This is a genomic window from Enterococcus sp. HY326 (genome assembly GCF_026157065.1).
Classification (GTDB): domain Bacteria; phylum Bacillota; class Bacilli; order Lactobacillales; family Enterococcaceae; genus HY326.
Window position 1 is genome coordinate 128,417 of the sequence record NZ_JANLGQ010000005.1, and the last position, 14,074, is coordinate 142,490.

At 41.2% G+C, this 14,074-nt stretch carries 10 protein-coding genes and 1 other annotated feature; of the genes, 5 read left to right on the plus strand and 5 right to left on the minus strand.

The features are described from left to right. Positions 1-44: 44 nt before the first annotated feature. Together ORH16_RS13355 and ORH16_RS13360 are read right to left on the minus strand one after the other, a co-directional pair. Positions 45-263 (minus strand): hypothetical protein, encoded by a 219-nt coding sequence (locus tag ORH16_RS13355; RefSeq protein WP_265459349.1) that lies wholly within the window; start codon positions 261-263, stop codon positions 45-47. 168 nt (positions 264-431) lie between these two features. After that, positions 432-2,069 carry a putative polysaccharide biosynthesis protein gene (locus tag ORH16_RS13360; protein ID WP_265459350.1) on the minus strand — a complete coding sequence of 546 codons (1,638 nt, stop codon included), beginning with the start codon at positions 2,067-2,069 and terminating at the stop codon, positions 432-434. Positions 2,070-2,441: 372 nt separating this feature from the next. Here ORH16_RS13360 and ORH16_RS13365 point away from each other — a divergent pair, with 372 nt between their 5' ends. Then, positions 2,442-3,395: a hypothetical protein gene (locus ORH16_RS13365; RefSeq protein ID WP_265459351.1), complete on the plus strand. Its 954-nt coding sequence runs from the start codon at positions 2,442-2,444 to the stop codon at positions 3,393-3,395. Positions 3,396-3,506: 111 nt separating this feature from the next. On the opposite strand, the gene leuS is transcribed toward ORH16_RS13365, so the two are convergent. Both leuS and ORH16_RS18915 read right to left on the minus strand, forming a co-directional pair. Continuing rightward, a complete protein-coding gene (gene leuS, locus ORH16_RS13370; protein ID WP_265459352.1) occupies positions 3,507-6,020 on the minus strand; it encodes a leucine--tRNA ligase in 2,514 nt (837 codons plus the stop codon). Between the two features lie 355 nt (positions 6,021-6,375). Then, positions 6,376-6,591 (minus strand) — a binding site (T-box leader). Positions 6,592-6,645: 54 nt separating this feature from the next. After that, on the minus strand, positions 6,646-8,625 hold the full coding sequence (locus tag ORH16_RS18915; protein WP_322597306.1) for a muramidase family protein: 1,980 nt from the start codon (positions 8,623-8,625) through the stop codon (positions 6,646-6,648). 204 nt (positions 8,626-8,829) lie between these two features. On the opposite strand from ORH16_RS18915, the gene ORH16_RS13385 reads away from it, so the two are divergent. From ORH16_RS13385 to ORH16_RS13400, 4 genes are all read left to right on the plus strand, one after another. Then, positions 8,830-9,480, plus strand: a complete 651-nt coding sequence (locus ORH16_RS13385) for a phosphatase PAP2 family protein (RefSeq protein WP_265459353.1) — start codon at positions 8,830-8,832, stop codon at positions 9,478-9,480. Between the two features lie 12 nt (positions 9,481-9,492). Next, complete coding sequence (locus ORH16_RS13390; RefSeq protein ID WP_265459354.1) at positions 9,493-10,434, plus strand: TIGR01212 family radical SAM protein; 942 nt, start codon at positions 9,493-9,495, stop codon at positions 10,432-10,434. 13 nt (positions 10,435-10,447) lie between these two features. Further along, positions 10,448-11,011: a tRNA (mnm(5)s(2)U34)-methyltransferase gene (locus ORH16_RS13395; protein ID WP_265459355.1), complete on the plus strand. Its 564-nt coding sequence runs from the start codon at positions 10,448-10,450 to the stop codon at positions 11,009-11,011. A 309-nt stretch (positions 11,012-11,320) separates the two neighbouring features. Then, on the plus strand, positions 11,321-12,637 hold the full coding sequence (locus tag ORH16_RS13400; RefSeq protein WP_265459356.1) for a CitMHS family transporter: 1,317 nt from the start codon (positions 11,321-11,323) through the stop codon (positions 12,635-12,637). An 86-nt stretch (positions 12,638-12,723) separates the two neighbouring features. On the opposite strand, the gene icd is transcribed toward ORH16_RS13400, so the two are convergent. Further along, on the minus strand, positions 12,724-13,992 hold the full coding sequence (gene icd / locus ORH16_RS13405) for an NADP-dependent isocitrate dehydrogenase (protein ID WP_265459357.1): 1,269 nt from the start codon (positions 13,990-13,992) through the stop codon (positions 12,724-12,726). Positions 13,993-14,074: the final 82 nt, after the last annotated feature.

The window sequence follows — 14,074 nt, forward strand, 5'->3', positions numbered from 1 at the left end:
TTAAAAGGCGCTTTAGCTTCCGCCAGATTGCTCCACGAGTTTTATTAATTTTCTTGAACCTTAGCCTTTGGTAGCTGAGCACTGACCATTTTAAATTGAATCATCGCTAAGCCCGATACTATTAAAAATAAAAAGGCTAAAGCAATTTCCGTCATCGCCACAGTTGCTAAGTTTTGTAAAATTCGCCAGAACAATAAAATTGTAAAGCCACCGCAACCAATCCCCGCAATAAAATAAAAACCCATAATCCCTTTTGTATTCATAATTTTCATCCTCCATTTTTTAGCTCCCTTACCTAAATCAAAGGAAACGAATTTTCTTTGTTACAAGAAATAGTATGACAAAGAAATCTGTTGTAGAAAAAAAGCGAAACTATTTGTTCCTTTTTCCACGAAAAAAACCAGCCTTAAATTCAAGACTGGTTCAAACATTTATTTAATGTGCAGGCGGCGTTTCAAACCAGAAACGGTATTGCGGCCTAATAATTTTTCCGCTAACCCACTAGCTAAAGCCATATAACCATATAGGGCTGCGCCAACCGCTGCTACGATTAAAATAATGACTAAGCTTTGCACCTTGCTGCTTGGGTCGAGCACAAAATACGTCAGGTGTTTAACAAGCATCACAGCAACTGTCATGATAGCGGTGAAAATCGTAATCAAGGTCATTCGCCGTAGCGTCAGTAGGCGATTGAAGCGGGTCACTTCATGAATTTTTTTGACAATAAAGTAACAGGTGACAGCAAAACCGGCAAACGTCGCAATTAGCGGACCATACACTTCAAAGAGCCAAATCATTGGAATCTGCAAAATCACTTTGACCAGCAAACCATAGAGTAAATATTTGACTGTTAATTTGTTTTCATACAAACCCTGGAGCATTGAAGAAACCATCGTGTACAAACCTAAAACCAAGCCGACGATACTAGCTTCAATTAAAACATTGCTGCCTAACGGGTCTGGTGAATAAAACAATGTATTTAACGGGTATGCTAGGGCAATCATTCCTAATGTTGAAGGGAACATCACAAAGGCAAAGAGCTGAAAATTATTACTCACTAATTTAGCCAGCTCATGATGACTTTTTAAAGTAAAAGATTCAGTAATCAGCGGCAGGCTCGCCAAAGCCAGCGAAGTCGCCAAAGCAATTACCACCATCGTCAGCTTATCAGGATTGGCACTGAAGATAGAAAAAAGACTAATTAATTCCTTTTGACTATAATCTGTCAACATCCCCATAAAACGAATAAAGGTTCCTTGGTCCACCAATTTAAAAATTGTAATCCCAGAACCAGCGACAATAAATGGCACCGCTTGTTTAATTGTTTGAATTAGCAGTGAGTTCTCAGAAATGGAAAGCTGATTGTCACTGTGTTCCACGTAGACATCCAAAGTAATTTTCTGCCGCTGTAAAAAATACAACAGCACCGCAAAGCTGCCAATCATGCCGACAAAAGCAGCAAAGGTTGATTGTGTCACGGCATCTAAATAATTCCCATTCATCACCTGCATAATGATAAATGTTGCCAGCAGCATGTAAAACACGCGGGCAATTTGTTCGACAATTTGCGAAAGGGCAAAAGGAAACATATCTTGATTTCCTTGGAAAAAGCCTCGAATAACCGCCATCACCGGAAAAATAATCACGGCTGCACTTAAGGAATGCAGCGCCGGAATTAATTCCTCACCGCCGCCGGATAAATCGGCTAACAAAGGAGAGGCCAGATACATCAAGCCGCCAGCAACGACTCCGAAAATCGCCATCACTTTTAAAGCTTTATAAAAAAGGCGGCGACTAACTCCGTATTCATTTAGTGAATTGTAATGGGCAGTCTGCTTGGCAATCGCCGAAGGAATCCCCGCTGAAGAAATCATTAAAAATAAAGCGTAAAAATTATAGCCCATATTGAAAAGGCCATTGGCAGCATTGCCATTTTCCCCCATCATGGCAATCCAAGGGATAATATAAATGGCGCCTAACAACCTAGAAGTAATATTACTGATGGTCATCCAGGCAGAGCCACGGGCCATCTTCTCCTGATTAGTTAGTGGTCGGTTTGAAGTTTCCATAGATTCAGGTACCAACTTTCTTGATTAACTGCAGCATTCGTGTAAAAACTCACACGCTTATCAAGTCTTTACTATACTAAAAATAAAGGAAAAATAAAAGACTTCCTCAACTTTGTTAAAAGTCTTTTATAAAAGCGCACTTGACCGCTTTAGAAAGTAAATATTTTTGAGAAAACCAAAAGCAAACTGTTTTATTCTATTAAAATGAGGTTTCGATTTCGATATTAAATTTATATCAAGCTTATTTTCGGATTTTTTTCCTAAACCAACAAAAAAATAATCTAAATTCACAAAAAATAATTATAATTGTCTTGCATAAGAATTTCACTTCGGCTAACATTTTAGACAAAGAATGAAAAAGGGGCGTTTAAAATGAAAAAAAGGGTCATTGTATCAGCAATCGGTTTGTTAGCAGTGGGGGTCTTGACCGCTTGCGAGACAACAACAACAGCCGAAACAACTTCAAAAATCAGTGAGGAGCCATCAACTGTTTTGATTCCGTCAACAGATGAGGGAGGATTAAACAGTTTTGACAGCACAGGACGATTGCAACTGGAGTCTTATCAAAAAGCGCAAAGGACTAGCGAATCCGGCGAGCCGGCTCATTTTGGTGAGGTCATTCGCATTGATTTAAAAGATTCGCAAGCAAAAGGTGCGATTGCTTTTCGGGAGGATTATTTGGAAGACGACTTGTCGCCGCGGACCACTTTTTGGATGGTCAGTCATGGGGAGGCCAATGACAGCACTGAGGAAAATCCTTCTTGGCATAATCATACTTCCTTTGAAATTCCTGATGAAACGGGCCAGCTGCAAACTGTTTTAGAAATGCCCTACGGAACCTTTAATGAACCGAACGCTTACGGTGTTCCGCTGGACGAAATGTATGTCCGCACAACCGAAAAATTTGTCGCTTCCAATAAAGGCATTTATGTCGAAGGCGAAACCGGCAGCGACCGGACAGTCAAATTTAGCTCTGGAACCCATTCAACAAATGCTGACCGCAGATTTGCGGTGGGCATTGACGGCAGTGAGGAGACCGGTAATGATGCCGGTTCAAATTTCCGAGTGATTAATTATACAGATGCTGGGGAATATAAAAGTACGCCGTTATTTGCGGAGCGTTCGACTAGCAACGTCGGCATCAACACCTCTTCACCGACGAGCCCACTACATGTCGAAGGTGACACTATTCGTTTAGCAGAAAAACGAACCATTGCTTCCTCAACTGAAGCTGGTCAACAGGGAGAATTTTGTTGGGATGATAATTATTGGTATGTCTGTATCGCTGAAAATACTTGGAAAAAATTCCCATTAGAAAGCTGGTAAACTTTTTAAAAGTAAATAAAAATACCCAAGCTATCCACAATCTGAGCTGCTGCATTTAAAGCACAGCAGCTTTCAGATTCGTTTTGATAGCTGGGTATTTTTTTATTTACACTAGTTAGCTACAATATTAACCAGTTTATTTGGCACGACAATAATTTTACGCACTGTTTTGCCTTCAATATATTCTTGAATCCCAGCATCTGCCAAAGCAATTTCTTCAAGGGCAGCCTGCTCTATGTCTCGAGAAACTTCGGCCTTTGAGCGAACTTTTCCGTTGACTTGAAAGACAACCTCAACTTGATCTTCCACCAGTTCAGCTGGATTATAAGTTGGCCACGGCACATAAGAAATGCCTTCTGTATTGCCTAAAATGGCCCACAATTCTTCACTGATGTGGGGAGCAATCGGCGCTAATAATTGGACAAAGCCTTCGACATATTCAAAAGGCAGGACATCCGTTTTATAGGCTTCATTTACAAAAACCATCAATTGTGAAATCGCTGTGTTAAAATGCAGATTTTCAAAATCTTCAGTGACTTTTTTCACCGTTTGATGATAGACCTTCGTTAATTGACCGTCGTTGAAGGTGGTGATGCGGTCCCGCATTTTATTGTTTTCGTCCACCAATAAACGCCAAACCCGGTCCAAGAATTTCCGACTGCCCTCCAAACCATTTTCACTCCAAGCAATTGAAGCATCCAATGGTCCCATGAACATTTCGTACATCCGCAAAGTATCGGCACCGTATGTTTCAATCACATCATCAGGATTGACAACATTCTTCAATGATTTACTCATTTTGGCTGGCGCTTCCTCTAATGCCTCACCGGTTTCAATATTAACCCAGTCATTGCCACGTTTTTCTACCATATTGGTCGGCACTAGCGCCCCACGGCTATCACGGAAACTTTGACCGAGAATCATCCCTTGATTGTATAATTTTTGGAAGGGCTCGTTCGTTGGCACGACACCGATATCATATAAGAATTTATGCCAGAAGCGTACATAAAGCAAATGCAAGACAGCATGTTCAGCCCCACCGATATAAATATCGACTGGCAACCAGCGTTCTAATTTATCATAATCAGCTAAAACATATTTATTATGGGGATCGATAAAGCGCAGGTAATACCACGAGCTGCCTGCCCATTGTGGCATCGTGTTAGTTTCCCGGCGACCTTTTTTACCAGTTTCCGGATCAACTACATTAATCCATTCGCTAATGTTGGCTAACGGTGATTCACCTGTGCCGCTTGGTTGAATATTATCAGTCTTTGGTAATTTCAACGGCAATTCTTCTTCCGGTAAAGCAGTAGTCGTGCCATCTTCCCAATGAATAATTGGAATTGGTTCACCCCAATAGCGTTGGCGGGAGAACAACCAGTCCCGCAGACGGTAACTGATTTCTTTTTTGCCGACATTTTTTTCTTCCAGCCATTGATTAATTGTTTCGATGGCCTCTTCTTTATTTAAGCCATCTAGAAAATCAGAATTAATATGTGGGCCATCGCCGACAAAGGCTTCCTTCGTTACATCACCGCCTTCAAGCACTGGCACAATATCCAAACCAAATTCTTTGGCGAATTCATAATCACGTTCGTCATGGGCAGGTACCGCCATGATGGCCCCTGTTCCATAAGAAGCCAGCACATAATCCGCAATCCAAATTGGAATTTCTTTGCCGTTAACTGGATTGATGGCATAAGCTCCCGTGAAGACGCCAGTTTTTTCTTTGGCCAAATCAGTACGATTTAAATCTGATTTTTTTGAAGCTTCATCGATGTAAGCATCGACAGCAGCTTTTTGTTCTGGCGTGGTAATTTCTTGCACCAAGCTCAGCTCAGGTGCTAACACAGCATAAGTGGCACCAAATAAAGTATCCGGTCTTGTAGTGAACACCGTAAATTCATGATTACTGTTGGCAACTTTAAAAGTCACATTGGCGCCGACTGAACGACCAATCCAGTTGCGTTGCATTTCTTTAATACTTTCAGGCCAGTCAACTGTTTCTAAATCATCTAGTAAACGGTCCGCATAAGCCGTAATTTTCAACATCCATTGGCGCATTGGTTTTCGGATAACATCGTAGCCGCCCCGCTCACTTTTGCCATCAATCACTTCTTCATTAGCAATCACTGTACCTAATTCTGGCACCCAGTTCACCGCAACTTCAGCTTCATAGGCTAAGCCTTTTTCATACATTTTGGTAAAAATCCATTGGGTCCATTTATAATATTCTGGATCAGTGGTGTTAATTTCCCGATTCCAATCATAACTAAAGCCTAAAGAATTAATTTGACGACGGAAGGTTTCAATATTTTTTTTCGTAAATTCAGCAGGATCATTACCAGTATCTAGCGCATATTGCTCCGCCGGCAGACCAAAAGCATCCCACCCCATTGGATGTAAGACACTATATCCTTGAGCCCGTTTCATCCGCGACAAAATATCTGTCGCTGTGTAGCCCTCTGGATGCCCAACGTGTAACCCTTGCCCAGATGGATAAGGAAACATATCCAATGCATAAAACTTCGGCATATCGCTCTCGTCATGGGTGTTAAAAACATTGTGCTTCGCCCAATATTTTTGCCATTTCTTTTCAATCTGCTTGTGATCGTAACTCATGAAACTTCCTCCTAATTCGTTTTGATGTAATAAATTTCTCTTGAGAAATTTAGTTTGATTTGCGACTTCGACTTCACCAAATAAATCCGATTAGTCGAATCGTATGCGTGCTGACAATCTGAGATTTCAAACAAAGACCACCAAGGAAATCTTTCCTTAATTTTGTCAGTAGCCTCATACGTATATCATTCTGCTATACAGCTAGCTAGCAGTTAAATTCTGCAAAAAGCAGAACTGACATCCTAGTTCGTTTAAAAACATACTCCATCTACCTTAAAAATAAATGAAACGATGTCTAAGTCCAATCCCCAGCGCAAAATAAAAAAAATCCTATAAAAAGAGCTGTTGACTCTTTTTATAGGACGTAATAGTTTACGTGGTACCACCTAATTTTGATTGAGATTACTCTCAATTCTCGATGGCATAACGGACCAGACCGTTTTTTCTTACTGAAGAGCTTCAGAAAAAATGCTAAAAGGTGAGTTCAAAAATTCCGTCTGTGCATTTTCACCAGCCATGCACTCTCTAAAAAGTCCGAGATTTTTTACTAATCCTTCATAGATGCGTATCAATTAATTGATAGTATCTTATCAAATAAATTTCTACTTGGCAATTGAAAAATAGTTTAAGCAATTTTCAAAACTTGTCCCACTGTAATGTTCTCGTTGGACAAATTATTCAGCTCTTGTAATTCTGCAACCGATAAATTATTGTTTTTGGCGATGGAATACATCGTGTCGCCAGCTTTGACTGTATAAGTTTCAGCTACAATTAAAGTTTGACCAACAGTGACTGCTTCACTACTCAAGTCATTCAACTCCATCAGTTTAGCAACGGTTGTTTTATTGTTCAATGCAATCCGGTACAGATTGTCACCGGCTTTAACTGTATAGGTTGTATCTGTTTTGGTATCACTAGCACTTGTGCTAGCCGCTGCTGTGCTGGAAGCTGTTGCTGCCGCTTTTGTACTTGCACTAGCTGCTGCTGTGCCAGAAACTTTTAAGACCTGACCAACGTAAATATTATCGCTAGTTAAGTTATTCAAGCTCTTCAAATTTGCGACTGTCGTGCCATTGTTTAATGCAATTCGGTACAAATTGTCGCCAGCTTTGACTGTATAAGAACCAGTTGCCGCAGTGCTGCCGGAATTGGCTGTGCTGGAGCTACTATTGCTAGAAGCAGAATTTGAAGTGGAGCCAGAGCTGTTTGTTGAACCTGAACCACTAGTTGAAACAACTAAGCTTTGGCCAACGTAAATCATATCGCTGGTTAAATTATTCCAACTCTTCAAATTGGCTACCGTCGTATTATTACTTAAGGCAATCCGATATAAATTATCACCAGATTTAACTGTGTAGGTTGTGCCAGAAACTGTCGAGCTGCCGCCCGTTGACGGTGTGCTTGAAGATGAATCATTTGTCGACCCAGTTGAACCGCTCGAATTATTTGAACTGCCGGAACTTGTTGTCGAGACAATCAAACTTTGACCGACATAAATCATGTCGCTAGTCAAATTATTCCAGCTCTTCAAATTTGCTACCGTTGTATTATTATTTACTGCAATGCGGTATAAAGTATCACCGGACTTTACAGAGTAGCTTGTGCCGGTAACTGTTGAGCCGCCACTGTTGTTATCTGTTTCAGTGCCAACAGAAGAATTATCATCAGAATTATTCGAGCTTGAAGAATCATTGTTTGAAGATGATTCGTTAGACGAGCCCGTATTGCCGACAACTAAACTTTGGCCGACATAAATCATATCGCTGCTTAGATTATTCCAGCTCTTTAAGTTGGCCACTGTTGTGCCATAACTTAAGGCGATGCGGTATAAAGTATCGCCAGATTTTACTATATAAGTCGGGCCAGTAACAGTTGAGCCTGATGAAGAACCTGAACCAGAAGAACTTGAACCACCAGAGCTAGCGCCGCCTCCTAATGAGCCACCGGTGCTGCCACCTGAACCGCCTGTATCATATTGAGTGAGATTATATAATTCAATCAAACGATTTAATTTGCTGGCATAAGTTGGATCAGTTGCGTACCGGCCAGTCAAATAGGCCGTCGCTTCTTGATAAGAAGAAGTATTGCTCTTCCAAGCTCCCGCATAGAAATAAATGCCAGAAGTAAAGGATGTATTCTTCAAAACATAAGCATTGTCTTGGAAAGATTCTGCATAGGATGGATAACGACGGAATTGTGCGTTAATCGTCACCCACGTACTATTTAAATATTCTGATGTTGCCATGGTCACGCTTTGACCGTTATAAGAACCTTTGATACCAAATAAATTGTAATTCGGTGCGCTCGCTAAAGCACTATTGCCCCAACTACTTTCCAAAATTGCCTGCGCCATCATAACAGACGCATATAAATCATTCGCTGCGGCAACTGATTTCGCATGAGGTGCGATTGAGTTGATAAAATTTGTTGTGCTAGAAGTTGCTGTAACCCCAGTAGCTTCTGCTGTTTCCGCTGGCATTACTAGCGGTACCGCAACGGAGCAAGAAATGACAGCCGTTCCTAAAATGGCGGCACTTCTTTTAACCGGGCCGAAGCCTTTTTTCTTCGTTGCTACAGATAATGATTTTCTAGATATGTAAGCCAATGTGTCAAACCCCCTTTAAGTTATATGAATTAAAATGCTTATAAATAATTAATAGTGTCCATATCTATTATATAAAATTTAGAAATCTTCTAAAACAGTTAGTCGACGAGTAATACAAGTTTAATCTAGCCGTAACATTTGTCATTTTATTTTGAAAGCGATGAGCTGTGCTATAATGATGCGGTAGAAAAGCGAGGGAAAGAAATGAAAAATAAAATGTATTACCAACTGGCAGGCAGTTTTGCCCTGCTGATTTTCGCCTTTTTAGGCTATGTCGTTCGATTTTACCCCACTTGGTTAACTGGCTTTGACGATGCGGTGACGGCCGTCGTTCGCAGCAACTATCCCAATATGAATTCCTTTTTTTTATGGATAACCCAATTTGGAAATGCCATTACCGTCATCATTCTAGCATTGGCAATTGCTTTTGTCCTTGTTCGCGGAAAAAAATATATGCAGACGCTTTGGTTGGCTGCCAATCTCATTTTAATTTCCGGCATCGCAAACCCGCTGCTAAAATTATTTTTTAACCGCCAACGCCCAACCCTAGAGCATTTGGTGACAGAAACTAGTCTGAGCTTTCCCAGTGGTCATGCTGTAACAAGCGTTATTCTTTATGGCACCATAATTTTCATTTTGCCGACAATTCTTGAAGGAAAAAAAATTACCCGTCTGTTGCAGGTCGTTTTAGGTATCCTCATTTTACTAATTGGTGCTAGTCGGATTTATTTAGGGGTTCATTTCCCAAGTGATATTCTGGGAGGTTACACGCTAGGTTTAGCTTGGCTCTTTTTCACCTATCCTTTTTATGATCATCAACGCTTTGTCTGGCAATTTTCTGGCAAGCAGAAGTAAGGAATGAATTTTATGAAAACTGCTAATTTTGTAGAAAACAAACGCTATTACACTTGGAATCATGCTTTGCAGCAAGAGTTCGGCGGAAAAATTTTCAAAGTTCCTATCGACGCCGGTTTTGATTGTCCAAACCGAGATGGTACCGTGGCCCACGGCGGCTGCACCTTTTGTAGTGTCTCAGGCTCAGGCGATATGATTGTCGCACCGGAAGCACCATTGCCGCTGCAATTTGAAAAAGAAGTGGCACAGATGCATCTAAAATGGCCGGAGGTACAACAGTACATCGTTTATTTTCAAAATTTTACGAACACCCATGCACCAGTCGCCGTTTTGCGGGAACGCTTTGAACAAGTTGTAAATTTGCCGGGGGTTGTCGGGATTGCCATCGGTACCCGACCTGATTGTCTGCCTGAAGAAACCGTCGAGTACTTGGCGGAATTAAATCAACGCCTATATCTGTGGGTGGAGCTAGGTCTGCAAACCACTTTTGAACATACTAGCAATTTAATTAATCGGGCCCATGATTACCAAACTTATTTAGATGGTGTCGCTCGTCTGCGGCAACACAACATCCGAGTATGCACTCATTTAATTAATGGCTTGCCCGGTGAAACTAAAGAAATGATGGTTGAAAATCTCAAGCGGACTATTTTAGATTCTGATATTCAAGGAATTAAATTGCACTTGATGCATCTAATGAAAAAGACCCGCATGATTCGTGATTATCATGAAGGCCGGCTGCATTTAATGTCGAAGGCCGACTATGTGGAAGTTATTTGCGATCAATTGGAACTGATTCCCCAAGACATTATCATTCACCGGTTGACCGGTGATGCTCCGTGGGATTCAATCATTGGACCAATGTGGAGTTTAAAAAAATGGGAAGTCCTCAATGCAATTGATGATGAGCTGGAGCGCAGAGATTCCTACCAAGGAAAATTTGCCCTGCGCTAATGGGAGTGAAAAAATGTTATTAACTGCAATGCGTTACAGCCACCTTTTATTGAAGGAAGTGTTGCAACCGGGCGATTCAGCCTTAGATGGCACGATGGGAAACGGCAATGATACTGCTTTATTGGCTGAGTTAGTCGGAGCAAGCGGTCACGTATACGGTTTTGACCTGCAGGCTCTGGCTGTCGAAAATACTAAAAAACGTTTGGCAGAAAAAGAACTGTTACCTCAAAGCCAATTATATTTAAAAGGGCATGAAACGATTGACCAAACTTTAGCGGAGAATGTTCAACTGACCGCCGCAATTTTTAACCTCGGCTACTTACCTAAGAGCGATAAAAACATTATCACCCTGCCGGAGACTACTAAAATTGCGTTAACCAGTTGTCTGCGGCGTTTAAAAAGCAAGGGCCGTCTGATTATTGTCGCCTATTACGGCCATCCCGGTGGACCCGAGGAATTGGCCACCGTCGAAAATTTCTGCGAAAATCTGCCGCAGGAACAATTCAACGTTTTAAAATACCAATTTATCAATCAAAAAAATTCTCCACCGATTTTGTTTTGTGTGGAAAAAAAATAAAAAGTCAGCTGCGGCTGGCTTTTTTTCTGCCTTCAAAAAAATTGTCAGATAAACTGAATGACTACCTTGAAAAAAATCAACTTAGTAAGCTAAACATTTTAGCAATTTTAATAAGATTAACTTAATAAGCAAAATTAATAAAATGTAGATTTCTACTATCAAAATTCATGCTGAAAGTCACTCCTGACATGCTTTGTTAAAAATGAAAAATTATTTTTCTGCCCCCTCCATTTGCCATTTACCCTCCAATACTTATCGTGCTATAATTTTTCTAATTCTTTTCTAATAAAACAAAAAGGAGTGTTGCTAATGGTCGCTTTGATGGCCTACGCCCTAGTGGCGGTTTTTTTAATTTTAATTATGACGAAAAAGTTAAGTCCCTTTGCGGCTCTTGCGGTCGTTCCCATCGTTTTTGGAGTGATTGGGCAACTGGTCGGACTGTGGGATGTTAATTTAGGAGAAGCGGCCTTAGAAGGCTTGCAGACAACTAGCACGACTGCCATAATGCTGTTGTTTGCGGTCTTGTTTTTCACGTTGATGATTGATGCGGGATTATTTGACCCTTTATCCAACGCCATGATTCGTTATGCCAAAGGTGATCCATTAAAGGTGATGATGGCAACTGTCGCCCTTTCCGCGGGAGTTTCGTTAAACGGTGACGGCACAACCACCATGATTATTGTTTGTTCCGCCTTTGTCCCCATCTATAAAAAATTAAACATGAGCATGTTGGACTTGGCCGTCTTAACCATTTTATCCCATTCCGTTTTAAATTTATTGCCTTGGGGTGGACCGACTGCTCGGGTAATCACCGTTTTAAATTTAAATGAGTCTGAAGTTTTACAAGGCTTAGTCCCGATGATTATTGCGGCAACCATTTACATGTTGGTCGTAGCCTACATCATGGGGCGCAAGGAGCGCAAACGCTTAGACATTTTAGAGTTTACCGATGAGCATCTTTTTGAAATGACGACCATCACCGACCCAGAAATTTTAGCTATGCGTCGGCCGAAACTACTCTGGATTAATTTTATTTTAACAGCTCTGGTGATTATCCTATTAATTTGGGGAATCATCCCTTCGGCAATTTTATTTATTGCCGGCACCGCTCTTGGTTTGATGATTAATTATCCCGACTTGAAGGATCAGCGGGCTCGGATTGAAGCCAATTTACCTGACGCTGGTCAAGTAGCGATGGTAGTTATTTCAGCGGGAATTTTTATGGGAATTTTATCTGGCACTGGCATGAATTCAGCGATTGCCACCAGCATGACGGCAATTATTCCAGAAAGCCTGAGCCATTATTGGGGATTAATTGTCGCCTTGTTATCTGCTCCAGGGACCTTTTTCCTATCCAACGACGCCTTTTATTACGGAGTCTTACCGGTCTTAGCAGAATCAGGAATTGAATATGGTTTTACGCCACTGCAATTAGGTTTTGCTTCTTTAATGGGTCAAGCCTTCCATTTATTAAGTCCACTCGTTCCATTTATTTATGTACTATTGCGAATGACTAACGTTGACATGGGCCAATGGCAGCGGAAAAGCGCCGTGATTGCCATCGGAATTTTCATCGTCTATGTCCTGATTGGCATTGTTTTTGGCTTAATGCCACTGTCTGTTTAAATGCTTCAATAAAAAAACCAAACCGCTAAGAATTTCCCTTCTCATATTAGAAGAAAAATTCTAAAAAGCGGTTTGGTTTTTTATTTTTAAGAATCCATGGCTGCGATAATTCTTGCGCCAAACTCAGCGGTGCCAACTTCATGAGCATCAGCCATCAAGTCAGCAAAATCCTTCGTTACATATTTCTCAGTGATTGTTTGTTCCAGCGCTACTTCAATCAGCTGAGCTGCTTCCCGCCAGCCAATATATTCCAACAATAGAACTCCAGAAAGAATCACAGAAGACGGATTCGCTTCATTTAAGCCCGCAATATTAGGGGCAGTTCCGTGGGTGGCCTCAAAGATGGCATGACCATTTTGGTAATTGATATTGCCGCCAGGGGAAATTCCGATGCCCCCTACTGTGGCAGCTAATGCATCCGAAATATAATCACCATTCAAATTCAAAGTGGCGACCACTTGATAATCTTGTGGTGCTAAGAGCATCTGCTGTAAAAAATTATCGGTAATAATGTCGTTGATTAAAATCTTGCCGCTCTTTAAAGCGGCTGCTTTTTCTTTCTCAGCCTCAGCTTTGCCAGCAGCTTTTTTTATTTTTTCGTACTCCCGCATAGAAAAAGTTTTATCGCCATATTCTGCTGCGATTAATTCGTAGCCCCATTTACGAAATCCGCCCTCGGTAAACTTCATGATATTGCCTTTATGAACGAGGGTCACCACTTTTTTATTTTGACTGACAGCATACTCCATCGCACTTCTAACTAAACGCTGAGTGCCTTCAATCGACACTGGCTTGATGCCCACTGCACTCGTTTCAGGAAAACGAATTTTATCGACAGCAAAACTTTCTTTTAAAAAAGCAATCAACTCATTAGCTTCCGGAGATTCAGCAGCAAATTCGATGCCGGCGTAAATATCTTCCGTATTTTCCCGAAATACCGTCACAGCAACCTGCTCTGGGTGGCGCAAAGGCGAAGGAACTCCCGGAAAATAACGGACTGGCCGCACACAGGCATATAAATCCAATGCCTGTCTTAATGCAACATTTAATGAGCGAATGCCTTCACCAATCGGTGTTGCCAAGGGACCTTTGATGGCTACTAGACAGTCATCAATAATATCAATCGTCTCAGGTGGCAGCCACTGACCGGTTTCCACAAAGGCCGCTTCTCCAGCTAATAATTTTTGCCAGCTGATTTTTCTTTCTCCCTGATAGGCAATGGCCACTGCCTCATCTAAAACTTTTTGGGCTTGCTGCCAAATCTCTGGCCCCACACCATCACCTTCAATATAGGGAATAATTGGTTCTTTGGGAGTCACTAGCTGACCCGCCACCATTTGAATTTTTTCTGCCATATGCCCCTCCATGAATTTTTATAAATAAGTATACCTCGTTTAATTCTCACTGTAAATTTAATTTTCTAATTTTATTCTCATA

Excerpts from the sequence above, each read along its gene's own strand:
- ORH16_RS13400 (WP_265459356.1), top strand. The coding sequence starts at position 11,321 with ATGGTCGCTTTGATGGCCTACGCCCTAGTGGCGGTTTTTTTAATTTTA.
- leuS (WP_265459352.1), bottom strand. The coding sequence starts at position 6,020 with ATGAGTTACGATCACAAGCAGATTGAAAAGAAATGGCAAAAATATTGG.
- ORH16_RS13360 (WP_265459350.1), bottom strand. The coding sequence starts at position 2,069 with ATGGAAACTTCAAACCGACCACTAACTAATCAGGAGAAGATGGCCCGT.
- ORH16_RS13385 (WP_265459353.1), top strand. The coding sequence starts at position 8,830 with ATGAAAAATAAAATGTATTACCAACTGGCAGGCAGTTTTGCCCTGCTG.
- ORH16_RS13365 (WP_265459351.1), top strand. The coding sequence starts at position 2,442 with ATGAAAAAAAGGGTCATTGTATCAGCAATCGGTTTGTTAGCAGTGGGG.
- ORH16_RS13390 (WP_265459354.1), top strand. The coding sequence starts at position 9,493 with ATGAAAACTGCTAATTTTGTAGAAAACAAACGCTATTACACTTGGAAT.
- ORH16_RS13395 (WP_265459355.1), top strand. The coding sequence starts at position 10,448 with ATGTTATTAACTGCAATGCGTTACAGCCACCTTTTATTGAAGGAAGTG.
- icd (WP_265459357.1), bottom strand. The coding sequence starts at position 13,992 with ATGGCAGAAAAAATTCAAATGGTGGCGGGTCAGCTAGTGACTCCCAAA.
- ORH16_RS13355 (WP_265459349.1), bottom strand. The coding sequence starts at position 263 with ATGAATACAAAAGGGATTATGGGTTTTTATTTTATTGCGGGGATTGGT.